The following is a 25,982-nucleotide window of genomic DNA, read 5'->3' on the forward strand; positions in this document are numbered from 1 at the left end:
AGTTTAAGCAAAAGTACTATTTTGGATGAATAAAAGAAAGCCTCAAACAGTTTTTAACCGTTTGAGGCTTTCTTTTAGATTATAATCTTACATCGGACTGCTGTTAAGCATTCTGTCCGTGGCAGTTTTTATATTTCTTACCGCTTCCGCATGGGCAAGGATCATTGCGTCCTACCGTCTTTTCCGCACGGATCGGTTCGCGTTTTTGTTGCTCGCGAGTATCCTGACTGGCAGCAGCCTGCTGGTTCGGATCACTGAGGTCTTGTTTCTGTTCACGATACTTGCTCATATCCTGACGTTGCTCGGGAGCAGCCTGGCGTACTTCTACGCGGCGTGGCTGTTGTTCGTCTGCCGGAGCTTCCTGTACAGGGATCTGTCCGCGCATCAGGATGGAGATAGTCTGGTTATTGATCTTGTTCACCATAGCGTCAAACAGTGTTACGGATTCCAGTTTGTAGATCAACAGCGGGTCTTTCTGTTCGTAGCTTGCGTTCTGAACAGAGTGTTTCAACTCATCCAGCTCACGCAGGTTTTCTTTCCATGCTTCGTCGATAACGTGCAGCAGGATAGACTTTTCGAAAGCTTTCACCACCTCCTTTGATTCGGACTCGTAAGCCGCTTTCAGATTACAGGAGATGTTATACATCCGTTTTCCGTCTGTGATAGGAATCAGAATGTTTTCGTACATATGTCCCTGGTTTTCGTATACTTGTTTGATGACCGGATTAGCGATTTGTGCCAGGCGTTCCGTTTTGCGTTTGAAGTTTTCCATGGCAATGTTGAATGTCTTTTCTGCCAACGTATCCTTCTTTTCATTACGGAATTCTTCTTCGGTGAACGGAGTTTCCATAGCCAATGTCTGGAGCAGTTCCATCTGACAGCCTTCGTAGTCATTGTTCTCGATCGCATTCGCGCAACGGTCCCAGATCATATTAACGATATCCATACCGATACGTTCACCCATCAGGGCGTGGCGGCGTTTGGTGTAAACAACGGTACGTTGCTTGTTCATCACGTCGTCATATTCCAACAGACGTTTACGGATACCGAAGTTGTTTTCTTCCACCTTCTTCTGTGCACGCTCGATAGAGTTGGAGATCATCTTGTGCTCGATCATTTCGCCTTCCTGGAAACCGAGTTTGTCCATTACACTGGCAATACGGTCGGAAGAGAACAGACGCATCAAGTCATCTTCCAGTGACACGAAGAATACAGAAGAACCCGGGTCACCCTGACGTCCTGCACGACCACGCAACTGGCGGTCTACACGACGGGATTCGTGACGTTCCGTACCGATGATGGCCAAACCGCCTGCGGCTTTTACTTCCGGGCTCAGCTTGATGTCGGTACCACGACCTGCCATATTGGTAGCGATGGTCACTGCACAGCTGAAACCGGCTTTTGCAACAATTTCAGCTTCTTTCTGGTGCAACTTCGCATTCAGTACGCTATGTTCGATCTTACGCATGGTAAGCATTTTGCTCAGCATTTCGGAGATTTCTACCGAAGTCGTACCTACCAGTACCGGACGTCCTGCCTGCACTAGTTTTTCGATTTCTTCGATAACGGCTTTATACTTTTCGCGTTTGGTTTTGTAAACGCGGTCGTTCATATCCTTCCTTGCGATCGGGCGGTTAGTCGGGATAACGACTACATCCAATTTGTAGATGTCCCAAAGTTCGCCTGCTTCCGTTTCGGCAGTACCGGTCATACCGGACAGCTTGTGATACATACGGAAGTAGTTCTGCAAAGTGATCGTTGCGAATGTCTGCGTTGCGGCTTCTACTTTCACACGTTCCTTCGCTTCGATAGCCTGGTGCAATCCGTCGGAGTAGCGGCGGCCTTCCATGATACGTCCGGTCTGCTCGTCTACAATCTTCACCTGTCCGTCGATCACAACATATTCGTCATCTTTCTCGAACATGGTGTAAGCCTTCAGCAACTGGTTGATGGTGTGTACGCGCTCCGATTTGATGGCGTAGTTAGTCAGCAGCTCATCTTTCTTTTCCAGCAGTTGTTCGTTGGTCAGGTTTTGATTTTCCAGTTCGGAGAGTTGTGCGGCGATATCCGGCAGCACGAACAATGTCGGGTCTTCGGAGTTACCGGTGATCAGGTCGATACCTTTATCTGTGAGGTCTACGCTGTTCAGTTTTTCTTCGATGACGAAGTACAACGGTTCGGTCACTTCGTGCATACGCTTGTTGTTCTGCTCCATGTAGATTTCTTCGGTCTTCAGCATGCCGGCTTTGATACCCTGTTCACTGAGGAACTTGATCAATGCCTTATTCTTCGGAAGACACTTGTGGCTACGATAAAGGGCAAGGAATCCTTCTTCCACTTCCTTCTTGTCGTTGGAGGCAATCAGTCGTTTGGCTTCGGAAAGGTATTTGGTTGCCAATACTTTTTGAGCTTCTACCAGACGTTCTACCAGCGGACGAAGCTGTTCGAACAGTTGGTCGTCGCCCTTCGGTACCGGACCGGAAATAATCAGCGGAGTACGGGCATCGTCAATCAATACCGAGTCAACCTCATCGACGATAGCGTAGTTGTGCTGGCGTTGAACAAGGTCTTTCGGGCTGATAGCCATGTTGTCACGCAGGTAGTCGAAACCGAATTCATTGTTGGTACCGAACGTGATGTCGGCAAGGTATGCCTGACGACGGGCATCGGAGTTCGGCTGATGGCGGTCGATGCAATCTACGCTCAAACCGTGGAACATATAAAGCGGGCCCATCCATTCGGAGTCACGTTTGGCAAGGTAGTCGTTCACGGTTACTACATGCACACCGTTTCCGGTCAGCGCGTTCAGGAATACCGGAAGGGTAGCAACGAGAGTTTTACCTTCACCGGTTGCCATTTCCGCAATCTTACCTTTGTGCAGAACGACACCACCGAACAGCTGAACGTCGTAATGAATCATGTTCCATACCGTATCATTGCCGCCGGCATTCCAGTGGTTCTGGTAGATGGCCTTGTCGCCTTCAATGCGTACAAAGTCTTTGGTGGCAGCCAGATGGCGGTCGAATTCAGTCGCGGTTACTACGATTTCTTCGTTTTCCGTAAATCGTTTGGCAGTTGCTTTGACGATAGAGAAAGCTACGGGCAATACTTCTTCCAGTGCTTTCTCGTATTTTTCGAGAATTTCTTTCTCTATCTTATCTATTTGTGCAAAGACTTCTTCGCGGTCTTCCAGTTCGGTGCTTTCGATGCTCGCTTTAAGTTCTTCCACTTTAGCGCGTTCGTCAGTAGCCGATTCGCGGATGTATTTTTTGAGTTCTTCCGTTTTGGCACGGAGGGCATCGTTGTCCAGTGCTTCAATCTCCGGGTAGGCAGCTTTGATCTTTTCTACCCAGGGTTTGATTTCTTTCATGTCTCGTGTGGATTTGTTTCCGAAAATCGAGCTTAAAAATTCATTAAATCCCATGTTATATTATTTAGTTTATTATTATTTCTTGATTGTCTGCACGGTGCTTTTTCCATATATAAATCCGCGCAAAGTTACATTAAAATGCTGATTTATTTATGTTTTTCGCATGGTTTTTGTGAGGAATCTTTTACCGAAGATCGGTAATAGGAGCCGAAGAAGAAGCATTGGGAGCCCGTATGCGCATGAAATGAGCCAGTGTAGGCGCAATATGGTCGATTGTTACAGGTGTCTGAATGATGGCCGGTTTCACGGAGTGACCCATGAAGATCAGCGGTGCGGGGATATAGGAATGACGTACCACCTTGTTCTCGTTGCCGTTTTCGCTGACGATAGTCCATCCCGGCAACACGTCGATCACGAGGTCGCCGGAACGCTTGCGGTGATAGCCGTTGCGTATTCTGTATATTTCCGGAGTCCATGAACCCAGGAGAAGCCGGTGGGCGGAATATGCCTCATTTACTCCGCTGAACTGCATCAGGAAGTCGGCAGACTTTTCCTGCACTTCTGTCAGGTTCAGTTGCTTTTGTTCCAGTAACTTGTGGTTCAGATAGATTTGCTGGTCGTGATAGGCTTCTACATATTTTCCTTCGCCGTAAGTGGCCATCAGAAACATGTTCAGCAAGGCGGTGCAGCGGTTGAGGTGAAACTCTCCGGTCGGTATTTTGTACAGTCCCGAATCCGTCGATTCGCTGTCCGTATATCCGGTGGAAGTGACGAAGATAAGCACATTCTGCAAGCCTACTTTCTTGTCGAGCAGGTCAAGCAGGTTGGCGATGCTGCGGTCGAGGCGTACATAAGTGTCCTGTATTTCCATGGCACACTCTTGTACGGACTTGTGCGCATAGTTGCCTGCATAATAAGTAAGTGCCAATAAGTCAGTAATGTCATCCATGCCGACCGAACCTTTGCCGATTGCTTCTTCTGCGAGGGCATTTACTTCATCGTTGACGAACGGGCTGGTGATGAAACGGCGGAACTTATTGTTGCGGTCGTCGTCAAATTTATATTTGAACACTACGTCCCGCCAATCTGGCAGGAAAGTGTACATACCACGTGGGAAAACCGGTTCCCATGTGACGCTGGAGATGCGGGAGTCGATGGCCTGACGGTCGTTATATTGGCTTGCCCACCAGGGGAATTCGCCATAATAAGTCGTTCCGCTCCATTTTCCGGTCGTGGGATTGATCCAGAACGCTCCGTTTCCTGCATGTCCGGCAGCGAAAATGGCTGCGTCGCAGAAAGGGGCGATGGCGTATACGATACCTTTGCCTTGTGTCGCTATTTTCAGTTCGTCGGCAATGGTAGAGGTTAATAATTTGGTAGGGGCACAGGTCTGATCGGTGTAATAACCCATGAAGGCCGCATCGTCCGTACTGTTGACAGGGCGTAGGGTGGCTACATCCATCCATCGGTTGGAAATGATCCCGTTGACGGAAGGCGTTGATCCGCTGTAGATGGCTGCCATGGCAGAGGCACGGTCTACACCGCTGAATGTATATTCTGCATTGTGGAATACTCTTCCCTCTTTCCAGAGGCGTTTGAAGCCTCTCTCGCCGTAGAGCGACGAAAAAGTTTCCAGATAGTCCGTACGCAACTGGTCAATCGTGAGTCCTACCACAAGTTTAGGGGCAGTAGGCAACGACTGAGCTTGTAGCCCGGTGAAGGTCAGTACGGTAATCAGGGAAGTTAGTAGTCCTTTCATTATTTCTTTTTAGAGGTCAATATCAAATTGCTCGCTGAACGTATCAGCAAACAGAGTGCCAAAGGTACAACAGCTAAGTCAAATCTCTGCGGAATTAGCGGAAAAAGCACCATAAAAAGTGTTAAAACGACTAAATTCAGCGTCAAATACCAGCATTTCTTTCCTTTTCGGACACAATAAATGATGTATGGAAGGATCAGAAGCTGTCCCGGATGGAATACCAGCAATAAGAAATTGGAGCTGACAGCCGGATGTTCGGAGAATAGGGCGAGGAAGGCCAGCACACAGCCCACGATGCCTGCGGCACCGAATAAAATAAGGTCGACACCCCAGAGTCCTGTCCTTTTGCGGATGCTGTAGATAGTAGCAGCTGCGGTAAGTATAAAAAGCAGGAGGGAACATTGGAACGGGGTGGGCATCCAACCGCCTTCTTCTTCCTCGGGAAGGGCGTCTACGATCAGCTCCTTGCCGGATACGAGCGGACGCTGAACCGAATCATGGACGATTTGGGCGCCTGCGAAAGCATCCATCAGGTAAAAGGGGGCAAACATCATTTGGCGTTGCGTGATGGGGCGGTCTGCTTCGCTGCCGATGCAGAGGTCGATGCCGAAGCGGGCCCACGGATGGCCTTTGCAGTATTGATGTACGATATCGCGGAAAGATAGCGAACCGTCTTGCGGCTCTGCGGGATATATTACCTTTCCGTCAATGCTTTCTTCTATTTTATCGCGCGGGCGTGTAGCGCAGTTGTCATAAAAGAAATTATACCGGTAAACTCTGTTTTCGGGAAGATAGTTTTCTTGCAGTAGTCGGATGAGTTCCGCTTTTTCTTCTTTGCTCAGGTTGAGTGTCTGTTGCCAGACGCTGCGCCCGTCGAAGGCATATTCCGCCGCGAAACGGGCGTAGTCGGTAGCTCCCAGCTGGTAGTCTGTCTCACCGAGTGAAAAACGGAGGATGAAGTTGGGAGTATTGAAGCTGAATAGTCCATAGTTGAATACGGCATCTATTCCGTTGGCCGGATCTTCGTAGCGGATGGCTGTATGTCCGAACAGGGAGTATATTTCTTCACCGGGGGCGCAAGTCAGCAGGCTGAGGCGGATGGAGTCGTTGCCAGAAGCTATGGCTTGTCCGTTTGAAAAGATAAGCAGATAAAGAGTCAGTAATGGATATAGAATTGTCCGTTTCATCAGAAATGCCCGTTTATTATTTTGGTGGCGAATATACGAAGAATAGTTGGATTGTAGAAACGGAGGCTTCGTTTTATCCAAACAGAGGCTTTGTTTTACCCAAACAGAGGCTTCGTTTCACCCAAACAGAGCCTCTGATTAGGGTAAATAGGGCCTCTAAAAGCGTTCTTTTTTTCTTATAAAATGTGGAACGCTGAACGGAACACTTTGAAACTCTTGTAACTGATTGATACATAGAGAAATGTCGCGTAAGGAAAAATAACTATGAAACGCAAAGCGGTACCATAATAAGGGATAACTAATAAATTATATATTTAAAAATATATAGTTCGATTTTGGCGTTTGGGGCGATATTTGAAATGAAAAAAGAAGATAATTCCTTCTGTATGCTTCAACTTTTCTTTTTTTACTTTACCTTTGCGCCGCTAAAGACGAAAAGTATTGAACTTAATTATCGACATAGGAAATACGACAGCGAAAGTTGCCCTCTTCAATGGAAGTGAGATGGTGGAGGTGTTGACCGAATCCAATCAATCATTGGATAGCTTGGAGGCTCTTTGCTCCAAATACCGGATTGAGCGGGGGATTGTAGCTACTGTCGTCGATTTGAACGAACGGATACTTGCCGAACTGGCTGCTTTGCCGTTCCCCCTGTTATGGCTCAATCATGAGACTCCGTTGCCGGTAGGTAATCTGTACGAAACTCCCGAGACATTGGGGTACGACCGGATAGCTGCTGTAGTGGGTGCCAACGAGCAGTTTCCTCATAATGACATCTTGGTCATTGATGCAGGCACTTGCATTACTTATGAGTTTATTGACTCGAAAGGACAATATCATGGCGGTAATATTTCTCCCGGCATGCAGATGCGCTATAAAGCGCTTCACCAGTTTACCGGACGCTTGCCGCTGATAGACTCCAACGGGCGCAAACTGCCGATGGGAAGGGATACGGAAACTGCCATCCGTGCAGGGGTGCTGAAAGGAATGGAATATGAAATTTCAGGTTATATTGAGGCTATGAAGCATAAATATCCTGAACTTTTGGTTTTTTTAACGGGCGGAGATGACTTTTCTTTTGATAGCAGCGTAAAAAGTGCCATCTTTGCAGATAGATTTTTAGTGTTGAAAGGATTAAATAGAATTTTAAACTATAATAATGGTAGGATTTAAACACACGATTTGGGCGCTTTTGCTCATGATGGTTACCGGAACGGCAATCGCTCAAAATAATACAAACTCTCCTTACACACGATATGGCTATGGCGACTTGTCCGATCAAAGTTTCGGAAATAGCAAGGCGATGGGTGGAATTGCTTTCGGACTCAGGGATGGAGCACAGATCAATCCAACGAATCCTGCTTCCTATACGGCCATTGATTCGTTGACGTTCCTGTTCGAAGGGGGTGTCAGTTTACAGAATATGAATATTAGTGGTGGTGGCCTGAAGTTGAATGCCAAAAACGCCAGTTTCGATTATCTCGCTATGCAGTTCCGGTTGGCTCCGTGGATGGCGATGAGTGTCGGATTGTTGCCATATTCTAATGTGGGGTATACGGTGTCTGATAGTCAGACTACGGACAATGGTTTGGCATATAGCAGAAGTTTTACCGGCGACGGTGGTTTGCATCAAATGTACGTTGGTGCTGGTGTAAAAGTACTTAAGAATCTCTCTGTCGGTGTGAATGCATCTTATTTTTGGGGAGATATAACCCGTACAAGAGGAATGTTCTATCCGGGAACATCTTCTTATGATTCCTATCAGCGAAAAATGGTAACCTCGATTTCTGATTATAAATTGGATTTCGGTGCACAATATACACAGGCTTTGAATAAAAAGAGTTCTTTGACGATTGGTGCTGTATATTCTCCTAAACATAAGTTGAATAATGATTATACGTCAATTGTAATCATGGGAGCATCTAGTTCAAGTTATGGAACTGAATATAAGGATGTCTTGGATGCTACATTTGAATTACCCAATACCTTTGGAGTCGGATTTACATATAACTATGACAAGCGTTTGACAGTTGGTGCAGATTATAGCTTACAGCAATGGTCAAAAACTAATTTTGGCGTAGTAACAAGTGACGAGAATGTACGTCAGGACTTTAATGAAACTTTCACTTATTGTGATCGTACAAAAATATCAGTAGGTGCGGAATACATTCCTAATTTGATAGGACGTTCCTATTTCGCCCACATAAAATACCGTTTAGGAGCTTATTATACGACGCCGTATTATAAGATTGATGGGAAAAAGGCTTCACGTGAATATGGTGTAACTGCCGGTTTCGGTCTGCCTGTTCCCCGTTCGCGTTCCATACTTAGTATCAGTGGACAGTTTGTCCGTGTAAAAGGATTGGAGACGAACATGGTGAATGAAAATATCTTCCGCGTGAGTATCGGGCTTACGTTCAACGAACGTTGGTTCTTCAAGCGTAGGGTAGAGTAATAAAAGTGAGAGAGAGAGAATAGACGATATTATATAAACAACTAAAATTTAGATACAATGAAAATTAAAACGCTTGTGGCTATGTTGTTCCTTTCGGCTGGAGCAACCACTGTGGTGGCACAGGATGCGTCTAACTGTAACTCAAACAGTAGTATTTCGCATGAGGCTGTGCGTGCAGGAAATTTTAAAGATGCGTATACTCCCTGGAAAGCTGTGTTGGAAAATTGTCCCACACTCCGTTTTTACACTTTTACTGACGGATATAAAATCCTTAAAGGCTTGATGGCCCAGATTAAGGATAAGAATAATCCTGAATATCAGAAGTATTTTGATGAATTGATGAATACGCATGATTTGCGTATGAAATACACAGAAGAATTCCTTGCAAAAGGAACTAAAGTGTCTTCTGCTGACGAAGCACTGGGTATCAAGGCTGTAGACTATATTGCTTTGGCTCCGAAAGTAGACGCTAACCAAGCCTATCAATGGTTGAGCCAGTCTGTAAATGCAGTGAAAGGCGAATCGGCAGCTGCTACGCTTTTTTATTTCCTTCAGATGTCATTGGATAAACTGAAAGCTGATCCTAATCATAAAGAACAATTTATTCAGGATTATCTGCTTGCTTCAGAATATGCTGACGCTGCTATTGCTGCAGAAACTAATGAAGCAAAAAAGAAAAACTTTATGGGTATCAAAGATAACCTCGTGGCTTTGTTCGTAAACAGTGGTACTGCTGACTGCGAATCTCTGCAAAGTATCTATGGCCCGAAAGTAGAAGCTAACCAGACAGACTTGGCTTATCTGAAAAAAGTAATCGATATCATGAAAATGATGAGATGTACAGAAAGCGAAGCTTATTTGCAAGCATCTTTCTACGCTTATAAGATAGAGCCAACAGCTGAAGCTGCTACAGGATGTGCTTATCAGGCATTCAAGAAAGGTGATATTGATGGTGCTGTGAAGTTCTTTGACGAAGCAATCCAATTGGAAACTGACAACGTGAAGAAAGCAGAAAAGGCATATGCTGCTGCAGCTGTATTGGCTTCTGCTAAGAAATTGTCTCAAGCCAGATCATACTGTCAGAAAGCAATTAGCTTCAACGAGAACTATGGTGCTCCTTATATCCTGATTGCTAACTTGTATGCAATGAGTCCTAACTGGAGTGATGAGTCTGCATTGAATAAGTGTACTTACTTCGCTGTAATTGATAAACTGCAACGTGCAAAAGCTGTTGACCCAAGTGTGGCTGAAGAAGCAAACAAGTTGATTGGTACATATTCCGGTCATACTCCACAGGCTAAAGACCTATTTATGTTAGGTTACAAACAAGGCGACCGCATCACTATCGGTGGCTGGATCGGAGAGACTACAACGATTAGATAAAATTTATGTTGCGAAAACGAAGTAACCGTTTGTTGCATAAAAGCATAAGCATAACAATTGCCTTCGGGGCAATTGTTATGCTTCTTTCATTTTCTTCCTGCGGCGGTAAGAAGAAGACTGTAGGTGATGCTATTACTGAGCGTGACTCATTACCAATGATGAAAACGTTGGGAGTTACAACCCTTATTTCTGATTCGGGAGTGACACGTTATCGGGTGAAGACGGAAGAATGGTTGATGTTCGATCGTAAGAAGCCTTCTTATTGGGCTTTTGAAAAAGGAGTTTATCTGGAACAATTTGATTCTATCTTTAATATTGAAGCCAGCATCAAGGCAGATACCGCTTATTATTATGATAAGCAGAAACTCTGGAAACTGATAGGGAATGTAGATATACAGAACCGGAAAGGGGAGCGTTTCAATACCGAGTTGCTTTATTGGAACGAAGCAACTCAAAAAGTCTATTCCGACAAGTTTATACGTATCCAGCAGCCGGATCGTGTAATTACCGGACATGGTTTTGACTCCAATCAGCAAATGACCGTTTATGTCATTCAGAATATTGAGGGCATTTTCTATGTTGACGAAAATGGGGGAACTGCTCAACCGGAAGTAAAAGCATTGCCGCCGGATTCGACGAAAAAAGATTCTGTGAAATAAACTATGAATATTTATATCTCTTTACTCATCACTATGGCTTTCTCCGCTTTCTTCTCAGGAATGGAGATCGCGTTTGTCTCAGTAGATAAGTTGCGCTTTGAAATGGAACGTAAGGGAGGAATCACATCCCGTATTCTTTCCATCTTTTTCAAGAACTCGAACGAATTTATCTCTACCATGCTGGTAGGAAACAATATAGCATTGGTTATCTATGGTATATTGATGGCACAGATCATCGGTGATAATCTGTTGGCTGGTTTTATTGATAACCACTTTCTGATGGTGTTGGCGCAGACCGTCATCTCTACTCTGATTATTTTGGTGACTGGAGAGTTTCTTCCTAAAACATTGTTTAAGATCAATCCCAATCTGGTCTTGAATGTTGCCGCTATTCCGCTTTTTATTTGTTATGTCATTTTATATCCTGTCTCGAAGTTATCTTCCGGTTTGTCTTGCCTTTTTCTTCGTATATTCGGTATGAAGGTTAACAAAGATGCTTCGGACAAGGCTTTCGGAAAAGTCGATCTGGACTATTTCGTGCAGAGTAGCATCGATAATGCTGCGAATGAAGAAGAATTGGATACGGAAGTGAAAATCTTTCAAAATGCACTTGATTTCTCAAACATAAAAATACGTGACTGTATCGTTCCACGTACCGAAGTCGTTGCGGTCGACCTTACTACTTCGTTGGATGAACTCAAGAGCCGTTTTATAGAATCCGGGATCTCGAAGATCATTGTGTATGACGGAAATATCGATAATGTGGTCGGTTTTATCCATTCATCGGAAATGTTTCGTGATCCGAAAGACTGGCGCGATAACGTGAAAGACGTGCCGATCGTACCCGAAACGATGTCTGCCCACAAACTGATGAAGCTGTTTATGTTGCAAAAGAGGACGATTGCCGTGGTCGTGGATGAGTTTGGAGGTACATCCGGCATTGTATCGTTGGAAGACTTGGTAGAAGAAATATTTGGTGATATAGAAGATGAACATGACAATACTTCCTATATCTGCAAGAAGATTGACGAAGATGAATATGTTTTGTCCGCCCGTCTGGAGATAGAAAAAGTCAATGAAATGTTCGGACTTGATCTGCCCGAATCGGACGACTATCTGACGGTAGGCGGATTGATACTGAACCAATATCAGAGCTTCCCGAAACTGCACGAATTGGTACGTGTCGGCCGTTATCAGTTTAAAATAATCAAGGTGACAGCGACAAAAATAGAACTTGTACGCTTAAAAGTCATGGAATAATGGCGATAACCGTGAAATTTTTAGCTAATAAATAGAAGCATATTAGCATTTTTTGTATCTTCGTGCGCTAAAATGACAATAGAAAGAAATAATAATAAACATAAATCGTATTAATCAAAATGGCAACATTACAAAACATTAGGTCGAAAGGACCTCTATTGGTGATTGTTATCGGTTTGGCGCTGTTTGCTTTCATCGCGGGTGACGCGTGGAAGGTGATGCAACCGCACCAGGCACATGACGTAGGTGAGGTGAACGGAGATGCTCTTTCCGCTCAAGAGTATCAGAATCTGGTAGAAGAATATACCGAAGTGATAAAACTCTCCCGTGGAGTGACTGCACTGAACGACGAACAGACCAATCAGGTGCGCGACGAAGTATGGCGTTCCTACGTTAATAACAAACTGGTTGAGAAAGAAGCAAAAGCATTGGGACTGACAGTTTCTGCTGCTGAAATTCAGGATATCCTGAAAGCAGGCGTGCATCCGTTGTTGCAACAGACTCCTTTCCGCAACCCGCAGACCGGTGCTTTCGATAAGGATATGCTCAATAAGTTCCTGGTAGATTACGCTAAAATGAACGAATCTCAGATGCCGGCTCAGTATGCAGAACAGTACAACAACATGTACAAATACTGGTCATTCATCCAGAAGACATTGGTTCAGAGCCGCCTGGCAGAAAAATATCAGGCATTGGTAGCAAAAGCGCTTCTTTCTAACCCGGTAGAAGCACAGGACGCTTTCGACGCAAGAGTGAATCAATATGACTTGTTGATGGCTGCCGTTCCTTATTCTTCTGTAGTAGATTCTACAATCGTTGTGAAAGAATCGGAACTGAAAGACCTTTATAACAAGAAGAAAGAACAGTTCAAGCAATATCAGGAAAGCCGTGATATCAAGTACATTGATGTTCAGGTGACTGCAAGTGCGGAAGACAGAGCTGCTATCCAGCAGGAAGTAGACGAAGCTACTGCACAGTTGGCTACTACAACAGATGACTATACTTCTTTTATCCGCTCTGTAGGCTCGGAAGCTCCTTATGTAGACTTGTTCTATAATAAAACAGCTTTCCCGTCAGATGTAGTTGCCCGTCTGGACTCTGCATCCGTTGGTTCTGTTTATGGTCCGTACTATAATGGTGCCGACAATACTATTAATTCATTCAAAGTGGTTGCAAAAACAGCTGCTGCCGACTCAATCGAGTTCCGTCAGATTCAGGTGTTTGCAGAAGACGCTTTGAAGACAAAAGCCTTGGCGGACAGTATCTATACTGCTATCAAAGGCGGTGCTAACTTCGCAGATCTGGCTAAGAAATACGGTCAGACGGGTGAGACTAACTGGATGAGCTCTGCACAGTATGAAGGCGCACAGATCGATGGTGACAACCTGAAGTTTATCTCTGCTATCAATAATACAGGCGTGAACGAAGTAGTAAACCTGCCGTTGGGACAAGCTAATGTAATCCTACAGGTGACTAACAAGAAAGCTGTGAAGGATAAATATAAAGTAGCTGTTGTGAAACGTGAAGTTGAATTCAGCAAAGAAACTTATAACCGTGCTTACAATGACTTCAGCCAGTTCATCGCTGCCAATCCTACTGCTGAAAAGATGATCGCTAACGCTGAAGAAGCCGGATACAAACTGCTTGACAGAAGAGACTTGTATAGCTCAGAACACACTATCGGTGGTGTAAGAGGTACTAAAGAAGCATTGAGATGGGCGTTTGCCGCTAAACCGGGTGATGTTTCCGGTTTGTATGAATGTGGCGAAAGCGACCATATGGTTGCAGTAGCTCTGGTTGGTGTTACTCCGGAAGGATATCGTCCGCTGAAAGCTGTACAGGATCAGTTGAGAGCTGAAATCGTTAAAGATAAGAAAGCCGAAAAGATCATGGCTGATATGAAAGCTGCCAATGCAACTTCTCTCGACCAGTACAAGGCTATGCCCGGCGCAGTCAGCGATTCTTTGAAGCTGGTTACATTTGCCGCTCCCGCTTATGTCTCTGAATTGCGCAGCAGCGAACCGCTGGTAGGTGCTTATGCTTCTGTGGCTGAAATGAACAAACTGAGTGCTCCAATCAAAGGTAATGCCGGTGTATTTGTGCTTCAGATGTATGGCAAAGACAAACTGAGCGATACTTTTAACGCTAAAGATGAAGAAGCTACATTGGCTAATATGCACGCACGCTTCGCAAGCCGTCTGATGAACGACCTGTATCTGAAAGGAAAAGTGAAGGATACACGTTACCTGTTCTTCTAAGATTAGTCGTAAAAACGATAACTGCAAAAGGTCGTTCCATGCTTTGGAACGACCTTTTTTGCTAACTTTTACATCCTTGCTATACGGAAATCGACTTTATTTCCTTACATTTGCAAATATAAACCATGAACAGAAAGAATGATGTCTAAATATCCCCTCTTAGGAATGACGCTTATAGAGCTGCAGTCACTGGTGAAACGTCTGGGAATGCCGGGCTTTGCAGCCAAACAGATTGCATCCTGGCTTTATGATAAGAAGGTGACTTCGATTGATGAAATGACTAACTTGTCGTTGAAATACCGGGAGTTACTGAAGCAGAACTATGAGGTAGGAGCTGAAGCTCCGGTGGAGGAAATGCGCTCTGTAGACGGTACGGTGAAATACCTGTACCCTGTGGGCGAGAATCATTTTGTGGAGTCGGTGTATATTCCGGATGATGAACGGGCGACTTTATGCATTTCTTCGCAGGTAGGCTGCAAAATGAACTGCAAGTTCTGTATGACCGGGAAACAAGGCTACTCTGCCAACCTGACCGCCCATCAGATTATCAATCAGATTCACTCCTTGCCGGAACGGGACAAACTGACGAATGTCGTCATGATGGGAATGGGCGAACCGCTCGATAATCTGGAAGAGGTGTTGAAGGCATTGGACATACTGACAGGGTCCTATGGTTATGCATGGAGCCCGAAGCGGATTACCGTTTCAACTGTCGGATTGCGGAAAGGATTGCGGCGCTTTATCGAAGAAAGCGACTGTCACCTTGCCATCAGCCTGCATTCTCCGGTGACCGCCCAGCGTGCGGAACTGATGCCGGCGGAGAAAGCCTTTTCTATCACGGAAATGGTGGAACTGTTAAAAAACTATGATTTTAGCAAACAGCGTCGACTTTCGTTTGAATATATTGTTTTTAAGGGGCTTAATGATTCGCAAGTTTATGCCAAGGAGTTACTCAAACTGCTTCGCGGACTGGATTGCCGGATTAACCTGATCCGTTTCCATTCTATTCCGGGAGTAGCCCTTGAAGGAGCCGATATGGATACGATGACCCGTTTCCGTGACTATCTGACTACGCACGGGCTTTTCACTACCATTCGTGCTTCGCGGGGAGAGGATATTTTTGCGGCATGCGGTATGCTGTCGACTGCGAAACAGGAGGAAAATAATAAAAGTTAATATAAAAATCGAACATCATGAAAAAGTACTTTTTTTATTTAAGCATGGCTTTGGTAGCCTTCGTAGTTGCTTCTTGTGGATTAAAGGGGAATCATACCTCTAGCGGTCGTCCGTATGAACTGTTGGTTGTAGTAGATGCGGGAGTGTGGGACCGTGCCGCCGGAAGGGCCTTGCATGATGTGCTTGATTCTGACATGCCGGGACTGCCCCAGTCGGAACCTTCTTTCCGGATTATGTATACTTCACCGAAGGACTATGATTCTACGCTGAAGTTGATCCGTAATATTGTGATAGTAGATATAAAAGATATTTATACCAAAGGTACTTTCAAGTATGCGAAAGACGTTTATGCTTCTCCACAGATGATACTGACCATTCAGGCTCCGAACGAAGAAGTGTTTGAGAAGTTTGTCGAAGAAAACAAGCAGACGATTATCGACTTCTTCACTCGCGCTGAAATGAACCGTCAGATTACTTTGCTGGAGGAAAAGCACAACAACTTTATCTCAAATAAGGTAGATAGTCTGTTTGGCTGCGATATCTGGATACCTTCCGAACTGAATAACTCCAAGACAGGAGAGGACTTCTTCTGGGCATCTACCAATACAGGCAGCGCGGATCGCAATTTCGTGATGTATTCTTATCCTTATACTGACAAGGATACATTCACCAAAGAATACTTTGTTCATAAGCGCGATTCTGTGATGAAAGCCAATATCCCCGGATATAAAGAAGGCGTATATATGTCGACAGACTCGTTACTGACCGATGTTCGTCCGATCAACGTGCACAATGACTACACGATGGAAGCTCGTGGATTGTGGCGCATGAAGGGTGACTTCATGGGTGGCCCGTTCGTTTCCCATACTCGTCTGGATCAGAAGAACCAACGTATTATTACAGCAGAAATATTTGTATATTCACCCGATAAAATGAAACGCAATCTGGTTCGCCAGATGGAAGCATCTCTTTATACGCTGAAACTTCCGCAAGAAGCTCAGCAGAGTCAGATTCCACTGGGGGTAACCAGAGAAGCGGAACCAACTAATAAATAAAAACATGGAAGAAAACAAAATAAGAATCGGCATTACCCAAGGAGATATCAACGGGGTAGGTTATGAAGTGATCTTGAAGACATTCTCAGACCCTACCATGCTTGAGCTATGTACTCCGATTATCTACGGTTCACCTAAAGTAGCGGCTTACCATCGTAAAGCACTGGATGTACAGGCTAATTTCAGCATTGTCAACACAGCTTCCGAAGCCGGATACAACCGTCTGAGTGTAGTGAACTGTACAGATGACGAAGTGAAAGTGGAATTCTCCAAACCCGATCCCGAAGCAGGTAAGGCTGCATTGGGTGCTTTGGAGCGTGCCATAGAAGAGTATCGTGAGGGGCTGATCGACGTCATTGTGACAGCTCCGATCAACAAACATACCATTCAGTCGGAAGAGTTCTCTTTCCCCGGGCATACGGAGTATATTGAAGAACGTCTGGGCAATGGAAACAAGTCACTGATGATCCTGATGAAAAACGATTTTCGTGTGGCTTTAGTAACGACGCATATTCCGGTAAGGGAGATTGCTACAACAATCACCAAGGAACTGATTCAGGAAAAGCTGATGATTTTCCATCGTTGTCTGAAACAGGATTTCGGTATCGGTGCGCCCCGTATTGCAGTGCTTTCACTGAATCCTCATGCAGGAGACGGCGGACTGCTGGGTATGGAAGAACAGGAAATCATTATCCCTGCCATGAAAGAAATGGAAGAGAAAGGGATCATCTGTTACGGTCCTTATGCTGCGGACGGTTTTATGGGTTCGGGCAATTATACTCACTTTGACGGAATCCTTGCTATGTATCATGATCAGGGACTGGCTCCGTTCAAAGCCCTGGCTATGGAAGACGGTGTGAACTATACCGCCGGACTGCCGGTTGTACGTACCTCTCCGGCTCATGGAACAGCCTATGACATCGCCGGTAAAGGACTGGCCAGCGAAGACTCTTTCCGCCAGGCTATTTATGTAGCGATTGATGTATTCCGCAACCGCCAGCGCGAGAAAGCGGCACGGGTAAACCCGTTGCGGAAGCAGTATTACGAGAAACGGGACGATAGTGATAAACTAAAACTGGATACAGTAGACGAAGATTAGAAATAAGTAATAGGTAATAGGTAATAAGTAATAGGTAATAAGTATTACCGTTGTCCTATATATCCGCAAGGTTATTACTTATTACCTGTTACTTATTACTTAATATTAGGATAGATGACAAAAGCAGAGATACAACAAGTGAAACAGCGTTTCGGTATTATTGGCAATACCGAGGCTTTATCACGTGCCATAGATGTTGCCATTCAGGTAGCGCCTACCGATTTGTCTGTGCTGATTACCGGAGAAAGTGGTGTCGGAAAAGAAAGTTTTCCACAGATCATTCATCAATATAGCCGGAGAAAGCATGGGCAGTATATTGCTGTCAACTGTGGTGCCATACCGGAAGGTACGATCGATTCCGAACTGTTCGGACACGAGAAAGGAGCATTTACCGGTGCTATTGGTGAGCGGAAAGGATATTTTGGAGAAGCTGACGGTGGAACTATCTTCCTTGATGAAGTGGGAGAGTTGCCGTTGCCTACACAGGCGCGTCTGCTCCGTGTACTTGAAAGCGGTGAATTTATCAAGGTAGGTTCATCCAAAGTGCAAAAGACGGATGTACGTATTGTGGCAGCTACCAACGTGAACTTGACACAAGCCATTGCCGAAGGACGCTTCCGGGAAGATTTGTATTATCGGTTGAACACGGTGCCTATTCAGATACCACCTTTGCGTGAGCGTGGAGATGATGTGCTGTTGTTGTTCCGTAAGTTTGCCGCAGACTTTGCCGAAAAGTACCGGATGCCGGCTATCCAGCTGACGGAAGATGCCAAGAAGATATTGCTTGCTTATCCGTGGCCGGGAAACGTCCGGCAGTTGAAGAACATCACAGAGCAGATTTCGATTATAGAAACAAACCGTGAGATAACGGCTGCGATTCTGCAGACCTATCTTCCGGCACAGAATACCCAACGCCTTCCGGCACTGTTCGGCACACGCGAGAGCAAGAGCTTTGAGAGCGAACGCGAAATACTATATTCTGTCTTGTTCGATATGCGTCAGGAAGTGGCGGAACTGAAGAAGATGGTGCACAATATGATGGCCGAACGTGCGGGACAAGTCGGACAGATGGGACAGGTAGTAGCTACTCCGGTAGTGACAACGACGCACCAGCCTTCCGTGCCGGCCATTATCCATGCTGTGCAGCAACCGTCTGTTTGTCCCAAAGAAGACGATGACGATATTCAGGACACGGAAGAATATGTAGAAGAAACCCTTTCGCTCGATGAAGTGGAAAAAGAAATGATACGTAAAGCGCTTGAGAGGCATCATGGTAAGCGGAAAAGTGCGGCGAAGGATCTGAATATCTCCGAGCGTACCCTTTACAGAAAAATAAAAGAATATGAATTGGATTAAGAAAATAGCACGACCGCTGATATTGGTTGTTTTACCGGCAGTCATCATCGCCTGTAGTGTGTCCTATAAGTTTAATGGCTCCTCTATCAATTACGATAAGGTGAAGACTATTTCGATTGCTGATTTCCCGATTAAGTCGGAGTATGTGTATGCTCCGCTGGCTACCAAGTTCAATGAAGACCTGAAAGATATCTTCATCAGACAGACCCGTCTGCAACTGCTGAAACCGAACCAGAATGCGGATCTGCAGATTGACGGTGAAATTACGGGCTACAACCAGTATAACCAGGCAGTGTCTGCCGATGGTTACTCTTCGGAAACGAAGCTGACCATCACGGTCAATGTACGCTTTGTCAACAACACAAATCACGCCGAAGACTTCGAACAACAATTCTCAGCTTTCCGTACCTATGATTCCAGCCAGCTGCTGACAGCCGTACAGGATGGATTAATAGCGGAAATGAGTAAAGAGATAACCGACCAAATATTTAATGCAACTGTAGCAAACTGGTAATTTAATGACTTCTGTTAACTTGCAACAATGGATTCAGCATCCCGAGACGCTGAATAGGGATACTTTGTACGAACTGCGCAACCAGCTCGCGAGGTATCCGTATTTTCAGTCGCTCCGGTTGTTGTATCTCAAGAACCTGTATATTCTCCACGACATTAATTTCGGTGCGGAACTGCGGAAAGCCGTTCTGTATATTGCCGACCGACGGAAACTGTTTCATCTGATCGAAGGCGAACGCTTCGCTGTCGAATCCCAGAAGAAAGGGCTGCCTCTCTCTGAAGTATTGAAAGATGAGCCTACCGTCGACCGGACACTGGCTCTGATCGATGCTTTCCTTTCGACGGCTCCCGAAGAAGTAACCAGTCAGACAAGCTTTGATTACTCCATGGACTATACGGCATACCTTCTCGAAGAGACATCTGTCGCCGACGAGCCGGCAGAGGCAATGCCCAAGCTGAAAGGACACGAGCTGATTGACAACTTTATCGAAAAAAGCGAGACTGATCCAGTCGTATACCTGAAACCTTTGAGGGAAGAAGAGAAAGCAAAGGCAGCTTCTTCCGCTGAAACAAACGAAACGGGCAGAACAGACGAAACAACTGAAACCAACGCCATAGAAGAGGAAGATGACAGCTGTTTCACAGAAACTTTGGCCAAAATCTACGTAAAACAGCAACGATATTCGAAAGCTCTTGAAATAATTAAAAATTAAGCTTGAAATATCCAAAAAAAAATGCTTACTTTGCAGACCAAATCAGATTTTTGGAGAAATTGATTATTAACGCTAATTCAAAATAACTAAAAATGTACTTATTATTCATTATCTTAATGGTGATTGCAGCCTTGCTGATGTGCTTCATCGTGCTGATTCAGAATTCAAAAGGAGGCGGACTTGCTTCTGGTTTTTCTTCATCAAACGCTATCATGGGTGTGCGCAAGACTACAGATTTTCTGGAAAAAGCAACTTGGGGTCTGGCTATCTTCATGGTTGTGATGAGCGTTGCTACTGCTTACGTTGTTCCTTCTTCTTCTGCAGCTAAAGATGTATTGTTGGAACAAGCACAGAAAGAACAACAAACCAACCCGTATAATATGCCTACCGGTACTGCTGCTCCTCAGACAGATGCTACTGCTCCTGCAGAGTCTGCACCAGCAACGGAAGCTCCGGCTACTGAAACTCCTGCTCCTGCAGCAGAATAATTCAGTGACAGGATATTCGGTTTAAACTTATTGAGTGAACGGGCTTTTTGACCCGTTCTCTTCATTATAGGCGCGAATTACGCGAATTACAAGAGATTCTAATAGAATCGTGTAATACGTGTAGTTCGCGCCTGTCTTTATTATTGGGCCCGGTCTGCTCTTCTTCATACAGGAATATCCGGTCAGATGTCCTTTTTCTTATAAAATGTTCTCCTTTTTTAGTAAAACAAATGATAATTAGTTAACTTTGTTGCCCGTTACGAGATTATTAACTCCTTTTAAATATTACAATGACAGAACAATTGAAACAAAAGCTGAATGACTCCGCAGTGCTGCGTTGGAGTGTTCTAGCATTAGTCGCTTTTACCATGTTGTGCGGCTACTTCCTCACAGACGTTATGTCTCCTCTGAAACCCATGCTTGAAAAAGAACTTCTCTGGGACAGTTTAGATTACGGTTTTTTCACCAGTGCTTATGGCTGGTTTAATGTATTCCTGCTGATGCTCATCTTTGGTGGTATCATTCTGGATAAGATGGGAGTACGCTTCACCGGAATGGGTGCCTGTTTATTGATGGTGTTCGGTTGTGGATTGAAATATTATGCTATTACTACTACTTTCCCGGAAGGTGCGATGCTTTTCGGATTCAAGATGCAAGTCACATTGGCTGCATTGGGTTATGCTATTTTCGGTGTAGGAGTCGAAATTGCGGGTATCACCGTTTCGAAGATTATCGTGAAGTGGTTTAAAGGCAAAGAGATGGCTCTCGCTATGGGACTGGAAATGGCGACCGCGCGTATTGGAACGACTTTGGCCATGGTGCTTACCGTTCCTTTGGCAGACTTCTTCGGGTCTACGGATGAGAGCGGCGTATTCCATACCAATATTCCCGCTCCTATTCTGTTCTGTCTCGTCATGTTGTGCGTAGGTACCATCGCATTCTTCATCTATACTTTCTACGATAAGAAACTGGATACTTCACTGGATGCGGAAGGACTGGAACCGGAAGAACCTTTCCGCATGAAAGACATTGTCTATATCATTACCAACAGAGGATTCTGGCTGATCGCATTACTGTGCGTATTGTTCTATTCGGCTGTATTCCCCTTCATCAAGTATGCGGCCGATTTGATGGTACAGAAGTACAATGTTGATCCGAAACTTGCGGGAACGATTCCCGGATTGCTGCCGATTGGCGCGATCATCCTGACACCGTTGTTCGGTTCATTGTATGACCGTATCGGTAAGGGAGCCACGCTGATGGTGATCGGGTCGGTGATGCTGATTTTCGTACACACGATGTTCGCTCTTCCTATTCTGAATATATGGTGGTTTGCAACGGTGATCATGATTATTCTGGGATTTGCTTTCTCATTGGTTCCTTCGGCAATGTGGCCTTCGGTTCCGAAGATTATTCCGGAGAAACAGTTGGGAACGGCTTATGCGTTGATCTTTTGGGTACAGAACTGGGGATTGATGGGCGTGCCTTTGCTGATCGGATGGGTGTTGAACTCTTATTGCAAAGGTCCGGTTGTAGATGGTGCACAGACTTATGATTATACCTTGCCGATGGCTATTTTTGCTATGTTCGGTGTACTTGCCCTGATTGTTGCCTTGATGCTGAAAGTGGAAAACAAGAAGAAAGGCTACGGACTGGAAGAAGCAAATATTCAGAAATAATCACAGTATATATTCTATCTGAAAAGATATAAAAGAGAAAAGATATGGCTACGAAAGAGAAAATAAACCTCCTGGAGGTGATCCCTTGTCGTAACGAACATATTAAAGCTGAACAGGAAGGGGAGACTATTGTGCTCTCCTTCCCTCGTTTTAAACGTTCGTGGATGAGTCGTTATTTATTGCCGAAAGGAATGTCCAAAGATATTCATGTGCGTCTAGAAGAACACGGTACGGCTGTATGGAACCTGATAGACGGGCAGCGGACGGTTCGTGAGATTATAGAAAAACTCGCAGACCACTTTCAATATGAAGCAGGCTACGAGTCTCGTGTATCTACCTATCTTTCCCAATTACAGAAAGACGGATTTATTAAATGGATAATTATCCATTAAAAAAGATTGCCCACAGGAGGACAGCACATCCTATCAGTACGCCCATAATGATGAGCGTTCCCCATACGAAATAGCTGTTATCTTTTTCTTTTTCTTTTCCGAATCCTTGATGATGCGTTCCATCTCTTCCGGAGTCGTATCCGGCAGAAGATAAGGGTCGTTGTTTCTTCTAAGTCGCCCTAACTTGTCATTTCTCCGTTCACGGCGTAAGCGGGAGGCTTCTTTGCCGTCTTTCAGCCGACGTATCATGTCGAGCATATGTCCTTCGCCACCCATCGTTTTGTTTTTTTAGAGGTTTTATTTGCTTTCTTCTCTATCTACTTTCAGTAGTCCACCGGTCACCGGATCAAAGTAAACTTTGATGGTCGAGTTCTTGTTGAATAATACCGGAGCAAGGTATTCTATGATACCGAACTGAGTAACAGGTATTTCTCCTTCATACAATTTCTTTTTGCCGTCCGTCAGCGTCACCATTGCCTGTCCCGGTACGTTATAAGCAATGCCTTCCATCTCTTTCTTCTTTTTCCCGTCCTCTTGCGGAATCTTCACCGTTTTCAGGTCTTTCAGACTGATGTAGAATGGAGTGCCTGCCAAATCGTTGTTGGCAACTATACCCAGCTTCTTTGAAAAGCGGAAAGCTACCTCATTGTCGAATTCCTTATCCGGAGTGAGGCGGACAGTAAATGTCTTTTCTTCTTTATTGCGGACTCCCGAAAACATCTCGGTCATGGCTTCTTCCTGAAGATTCAAGTTGTCGAGCATGATTTTGAGCTGTGCGCCGTCCGAAGGCATATTATCTGCTTGTCCGCGCAATAATGCGTTTTTACTTTCGCGGATATTATAGATTTCCTTTGCTACCAGTTCGGCCATCTTGGCGGTTGAACTTGCCATCAGAATTTCTTCTGTGAGAAAGTCGCGGGGATTGGCTTTTTGTTGGGGAGCAACGGCATTGTTTGCTGCATTCTTTGCATTGTTGCTGCTGTAGGGGACGTTGATTGATTTGATAAGACCCTCTTCAGTCAGTTCCATAAGAGGAGCTACGGTTTTGTCTTTCAGTTTGACGAAATAAGTAGCTTCGCTGTTTGGTACACCTACAGGTTTCACTTTGACACTGTTCAGTTCCCAGTATTCTTCGGGTTCGGCAGAGACGTTGGTCAGTCTCAGGTAGCGGTCGGCGTATTTGCTGAATTCACCCGGCTTATAGTTGACTTTGTTTGCTTTTATTTCTATTTCTATCTGGGTTTTGGGGAGGGCGTACACTACTCCGTAGTCTTTTCCTCGCGTCACTCCTGTCAGCACTTCGGTCTGCGCATAGGCGGAAGTTGCCATTAGTAGTCCTGTTGCTATGATTAACTTTTTCATATTCGGTTCTTTTTAGCTGATTTTGAAAAACAAAGTTAATGAAGTTATTGAATAAACCGTAAGTTCTTAACTTTTATTCGCTTACAAGTCGCCATGCCGTCGGCAGACAGGTGACGATATCACTTGCGATTAATCCGATCATGCCCTGTTTTTTCTGGGCGATGTCTCCGGCCAATCCGTGAATGTAAGTACCGATCTTTGCGGCGTCTTCGGCGGGATAGCCTTGCGCAAGGAGTGCAAGGATTACTCCTGTCAGTACATCTCCGCTGCCTCCTGTTGCCATACCGGGATTACCGGTTTGGTTGAAGTAACATTTGCCTTCGGGGGTGATAATGGCGGAATAAGCTCCCTTCAGAATGATATGTACTTTGGCAGTGTGCGCCAGTTCGCAGGCTTTCATGAGTCGTTCGTATGAGTCCTGACATTTGCCGACCAGGCGTTCCAGCTCTTTCGGGTGAGGGGTGAGGATGGAACCTTTCGGCAGATGGGTGAGCGTATGCCGGTGATTGGCCAGAATATTGAGTGCGTCGGCATCCAGTACTGTCGGAGTCTGACAATGTTCCAGTTGTTCTATCAAGGCGGCTTCCGTTTCCTCGCTGCGACCGAGTCCCGGACCGATGCCGACAGCTTGATAATCATCCGTATCGGTAGGTACGGCAAAGCAAGTTTCGCTGACATCTGTTTCTACTATGGCTTCGGGGGCAGACGTTTGCAGAATATCGTTGTTGCATAACGGCGCGTGTACGGTCAGCAGACCTACTCCCGAGCGCAGACAGGCACGCGCGGCCAGTACCGATGCACCTGCCATTCCTTTTGAGCCGGCTATCAGCAGGGCATGTCCGAAGTTTCCTTTATGGGCGAATTGTTGGCGTGGTTTGATCAGTGAACGGATTTCTTCGATTTCCAGCATTTCGTAGTTTGTTTCAGTCTCTTCGATTCCTTCTTCGCTCAGCTGGATGTCCAATAACTCCCATTCGCCAACAAATTCTGTATTTTCGGCAAAGAGGAAGGCCAGTTTAGGAAGTTGCAGGCTGAAAGTGACGTCCGCACGGATAATATTGCTTTTTACATTGAATGTATTTTCTTCTCCCATCAGTCCGGAAGGGATGTCGATGGAGACTACCATGGCGGGAGAGGCATTGATATATTTCACAACGGCAGCGAATCCTCCGCTCAATGGTTTGTTGAGTCCGGAACCGAATAATCCGTCGATCACGAGATGTTCCGGTGTCAGTGTGGGAGGTACGAACTGGGTGCTGATTTCATGGAAAGTTACTTCTTCCATCATCTCTACCAGTTCTTTGTTGGTCTGACAGTCGGGCGAAAGTTCGCCTTTCGTGTTGAAGAGATATACTTCGATCTTGTATCCTTTTTCCGCCATCATGCGGGCGATGGCGAGGGCGTCTCCGCCATTATTGCCCGGTCCGGCAAAGATGGTGACAGGTGTTTCCGGATTCCATCTGTTGGTGATGGCTTTAGTCAGCGCCTGTGCGGCACGTTCCATTAAATCTATGGATGCAATCGGTTCATGTTCAATGGTATAGGCATCTAACTTCTTAATGCTGCTGCTTGGAAATATTTTCATTGCGATATTCTTTTAGTTTTCGACGCACAAACTTACACAAAAACTCTGAATTAATCCTTTATTCCGGTTGGTTTTCGGCTTTTTGGGAAGGAACTTCAGGTATTAATACTTGAGTTGTCAGGTATTAATAGTTGATGTGTCAGTTATTAATAGTTGAGAAGTCAGATATTAATGATTGTTATGGTAGATATCAATGCTTGTTATGATGGCTTTCAATGCTTGTAACGCAGTAT

At 45.2% G+C, this 25,982-nt stretch carries 19 protein-coding genes and 2 pseudogenes; 15 read left to right on the forward strand and 6 right to left on the reverse strand.

Annotated elements, in window-relative coordinates; all coding sequences use genetic code 11:
* Positions 1–103 precede the first annotated feature (103 nt).
* The 3 genes from secA to HMPREF9007_RS21500 all read right to left on the reverse strand — a co-directional run bounded on the left by secA (position 104) and on the right by HMPREF9007_RS21500 (position 6,316).
* Entirely contained in the window at positions 104–3,424 is a 3,321-nt protein-coding gene (gene secA / locus HMPREF9007_RS21510) for a preprotein translocase subunit SecA (protein ID WP_008760033.1), read from the reverse strand.
* A 130-nt stretch (positions 3,425–3,554) separates the two neighbouring features.
* A complete protein-coding gene (locus HMPREF9007_RS21505; RefSeq protein ID WP_008760034.1) occupies positions 3,555–5,129 on the reverse strand; it encodes an alkaline phosphatase family protein in 1,575 nt (524 codons plus the stop codon).
* Positions 5,129–6,316, reverse strand: coding sequence for a DUF4105 domain-containing protein (locus HMPREF9007_RS21500; RefSeq protein WP_032850067.1), 1,188 nt, complete (start codon positions 6,314–6,316; stop codon positions 5,129–5,131). The genes HMPREF9007_RS21505 and HMPREF9007_RS21500 overlap by 1 nt, the downstream gene beginning before the upstream one ends.
* A 441-nt stretch (positions 6,317–6,757) precedes the next feature.
* Between HMPREF9007_RS21500 and HMPREF9007_RS21495 the strand changes: the two genes are divergently transcribed.
* The 15 genes and pseudogenes from HMPREF9007_RS21495 to HMPREF9007_RS21425 all read left to right on the forward strand — a co-directional run bounded on the left by HMPREF9007_RS21495 (position 6,758) and on the right by HMPREF9007_RS21425 (position 22,802).
* The gene (locus HMPREF9007_RS21495) at positions 6,758–7,489 is read left to right on the forward strand and encodes a type III pantothenate kinase (RefSeq protein WP_008760036.1); all 732 of its coding nucleotides are present in this window, start codon (positions 6,758–6,760) and stop codon (positions 7,487–7,489) included.
* Positions 7,476–8,771 carry an outer membrane protein transport protein gene (locus tag HMPREF9007_RS21490; protein ID WP_008760037.1) on the forward strand — a complete coding sequence of 432 codons (1,296 nt, stop codon included), beginning with the start codon at positions 7,476–7,478 and terminating at the stop codon, positions 8,769–8,771. The genes HMPREF9007_RS21495 and HMPREF9007_RS21490 overlap by 14 nt, the downstream gene beginning before the upstream one ends.
* 57 nt (positions 8,772–8,828) lie before the next feature.
* Positions 8,829–10,154 (forward strand): hypothetical protein, encoded by a 1,326-nt coding sequence (locus tag HMPREF9007_RS21485; RefSeq protein ID WP_008760038.1) that lies wholly within the window; start codon positions 8,829–8,831, stop codon positions 10,152–10,154.
* A gap of 5 nt (positions 10,155–10,159) precedes the next feature.
* Positions 10,160–10,813, forward strand: coding sequence for an LPS export ABC transporter periplasmic protein LptC (gene lptC, locus HMPREF9007_RS21480; protein WP_128567774.1), 654 nt, complete (start codon positions 10,160–10,162; stop codon positions 10,811–10,813).
* A gap of 3 nt (positions 10,814–10,816) precedes the next feature.
* Positions 10,817–12,073 carry a hemolysin family protein gene (locus tag HMPREF9007_RS21475; RefSeq protein WP_008760040.1) on the forward strand — a complete coding sequence of 419 codons (1,257 nt, stop codon included), beginning with the start codon at positions 10,817–10,819 and terminating at the stop codon, positions 12,071–12,073.
* Positions 12,074–12,192: 119 nt separating this feature from the next.
* Positions 12,193–14,331: a peptidylprolyl isomerase gene (locus HMPREF9007_RS21470; RefSeq protein WP_008760041.1), complete on the forward strand. Its 2,139-nt coding sequence runs from the start codon at positions 12,193–12,195 to the stop codon at positions 14,329–14,331.
* A 141-nt stretch (positions 14,332–14,472) separates the two neighbouring features.
* The gene (gene rlmN / locus HMPREF9007_RS21465; protein ID WP_032813593.1) at positions 14,473–15,507 is read left to right on the forward strand and encodes a 23S rRNA (adenine(2503)-C(2))-methyltransferase RlmN; all 1,035 of its coding nucleotides are present in this window, start codon (positions 14,473–14,475) and stop codon (positions 15,505–15,507) included.
* Between the two features lie 17 nt (positions 15,508–15,524).
* Positions 15,525–16,562, forward strand: a complete 1,038-nt coding sequence (locus HMPREF9007_RS21460) for a DUF4837 family protein (protein ID WP_008760043.1) — start codon at positions 15,525–15,527, stop codon at positions 16,560–16,562.
* 4 nt (positions 16,563–16,566) lie between these two features.
* Entirely contained in the window at positions 16,567–17,661 is a 1,095-nt protein-coding gene (gene pdxA / locus HMPREF9007_RS21455; RefSeq protein WP_008760044.1) for a 4-hydroxythreonine-4-phosphate dehydrogenase PdxA, read from the forward strand.
* A 114-nt stretch (positions 17,662–17,775) separates the two neighbouring features.
* Positions 17,776–19,017, forward strand: coding sequence for a sigma-54-dependent Fis family transcriptional regulator (locus tag HMPREF9007_RS21450; protein WP_008760045.1), 1,242 nt, complete (start codon positions 17,776–17,778; stop codon positions 19,015–19,017).
* Positions 19,004–19,531, forward strand: a complete 528-nt coding sequence (locus HMPREF9007_RS21445; protein ID WP_008760046.1) for an LptE family protein — start codon at positions 19,004–19,006, stop codon at positions 19,529–19,531. Before HMPREF9007_RS21450 ends, HMPREF9007_RS21445 begins: the two co-directional genes overlap by 14 nt.
* A gap of 4 nt (positions 19,532–19,535) precedes the next feature.
* Positions 19,536–20,329, forward strand: a pseudogene (locus HMPREF9007_RS21440) (tetratricopeptide repeat protein).
* 6 nt (positions 20,330–20,335) lie between these two features.
* Complete coding sequence (gene secG / locus HMPREF9007_RS21435) at positions 20,336–20,731, forward strand: preprotein translocase subunit SecG (RefSeq protein ID WP_008760047.1); 396 nt, start codon at positions 20,336–20,338, stop codon at positions 20,729–20,731.
* Positions 20,732–21,021: 290 nt separating this feature from the next.
* Positions 21,022–22,410: an MFS transporter gene (locus tag HMPREF9007_RS21430; RefSeq protein ID WP_008760048.1), complete on the forward strand. Its 1,389-nt coding sequence runs from the start codon at positions 21,022–21,024 to the stop codon at positions 22,408–22,410.
* Between the two features lie 44 nt (positions 22,411–22,454).
* The gene (locus HMPREF9007_RS21425; protein WP_008760049.1) at positions 22,455–22,802 is read left to right on the forward strand and encodes a PqqD family protein; all 348 of its coding nucleotides are present in this window, start codon (positions 22,455–22,457) and stop codon (positions 22,800–22,802) included.
* Here HMPREF9007_RS21425 and HMPREF9007_RS21420 read toward each other — a convergent pair.
* The 3 genes and pseudogenes from HMPREF9007_RS21420 to HMPREF9007_RS21410 form a co-directional block, all read right to left on the reverse strand.
* Positions 22,792–23,078, reverse strand: a pseudogene (locus HMPREF9007_RS21420) (hypothetical protein). The gene HMPREF9007_RS21425 and the pseudogene HMPREF9007_RS21420 sit on opposite strands and share 11 nt — an antisense overlap.
* Positions 23,079–23,099: 21 nt before the next feature.
* Complete coding sequence (locus HMPREF9007_RS21415) at positions 23,100–24,164, reverse strand: DUF4831 family protein (RefSeq protein ID WP_008760050.1); 1,065 nt, start codon at positions 24,162–24,164, stop codon at positions 23,100–23,102.
* 73 nt (positions 24,165–24,237) lie between these two features.
* A complete protein-coding gene (locus HMPREF9007_RS21410; protein ID WP_008760051.1) occupies positions 24,238–25,749 on the reverse strand; it encodes a bifunctional ADP-dependent NAD(P)H-hydrate dehydratase/NAD(P)H-hydrate epimerase in 1,512 nt (503 codons plus the stop codon).
* Positions 25,750–25,982: the final 233 nt, after the last annotated feature.

Source organism: Bacteroides sp. 1_1_14 (assembly GCF_000162515.1).
Lineage (GTDB): Bacteria > Bacteroidota > Bacteroidia > Bacteroidales > Bacteroidaceae > Bacteroides > Bacteroides thetaiotaomicron.

Excerpts from the sequence above, each read along its gene's own strand:
- HMPREF9007_RS21450 (WP_008760045.1), top strand. The coding sequence starts at position 17,776 with ATGACAAAAGCAGAGATACAACAAGTGAAACAGCGTTTCGGTATTATT.
- HMPREF9007_RS21430 (WP_008760048.1), top strand. The coding sequence starts at position 21,022 with ATGACAGAACAATTGAAACAAAAGCTGAATGACTCCGCAGTGCTGCGT.
- lptC (WP_128567774.1), top strand. The coding sequence starts at position 10,160 with ATGTTGCGAAAACGAAGTAACCGTTTGTTGCATAAAAGCATAAGCATA.
- secA (WP_008760033.1), bottom strand. The coding sequence starts at position 3,424 with ATGGGATTTAATGAATTTTTAAGCTCGATTTTCGGAAACAAATCCACA.
- HMPREF9007_RS21460 (WP_008760043.1), top strand. The coding sequence starts at position 15,525 with ATGAAAAAGTACTTTTTTTATTTAAGCATGGCTTTGGTAGCCTTCGTA.
- HMPREF9007_RS21410 (WP_008760051.1), bottom strand. The coding sequence starts at position 25,749 with ATGAAAATATTTCCAAGCAGCAGCATTAAGAAGTTAGATGCCTATACC.
- rlmN (WP_032813593.1), top strand. The coding sequence starts at position 14,473 with ATGTCTAAATATCCCCTCTTAGGAATGACGCTTATAGAGCTGCAGTCA.
- HMPREF9007_RS21425 (WP_008760049.1), top strand. The coding sequence starts at position 22,455 with ATGGCTACGAAAGAGAAAATAAACCTCCTGGAGGTGATCCCTTGTCGT.
- secG (WP_008760047.1), top strand. The coding sequence starts at position 20,336 with ATGTACTTATTATTCATTATCTTAATGGTGATTGCAGCCTTGCTGATG.
- HMPREF9007_RS21470 (WP_008760041.1), top strand. The coding sequence starts at position 12,193 with ATGGCAACATTACAAAACATTAGGTCGAAAGGACCTCTATTGGTGATT.
- HMPREF9007_RS21445 (WP_008760046.1), top strand. The coding sequence starts at position 19,004 with ATGAATTGGATTAAGAAAATAGCACGACCGCTGATATTGGTTGTTTTA.
- HMPREF9007_RS21415 (WP_008760050.1), bottom strand. The coding sequence starts at position 24,164 with ATGAAAAAGTTAATCATAGCAACAGGACTACTAATGGCAACTTCCGCC.
- pdxA (WP_008760044.1), top strand. The coding sequence starts at position 16,567 with ATGGAAGAAAACAAAATAAGAATCGGCATTACCCAAGGAGATATCAAC.
- HMPREF9007_RS21490 (WP_008760037.1), top strand. The coding sequence starts at position 7,476 with ATGGTAGGATTTAAACACACGATTTGGGCGCTTTTGCTCATGATGGTT.
- HMPREF9007_RS21500 (WP_032850067.1), bottom strand. The coding sequence starts at position 6,316 with ATGAAACGGACAATTCTATATCCATTACTGACTCTTTATCTGCTTATC.
- HMPREF9007_RS21485 (WP_008760038.1), top strand. The coding sequence starts at position 8,829 with ATGAAAATTAAAACGCTTGTGGCTATGTTGTTCCTTTCGGCTGGAGCA.
- HMPREF9007_RS21505 (WP_008760034.1), bottom strand. The coding sequence starts at position 5,129 with ATGAAAGGACTACTAACTTCCCTGATTACCGTACTGACCTTCACCGGG.
- HMPREF9007_RS21475 (WP_008760040.1), top strand. The coding sequence starts at position 10,817 with ATGAATATTTATATCTCTTTACTCATCACTATGGCTTTCTCCGCTTTC.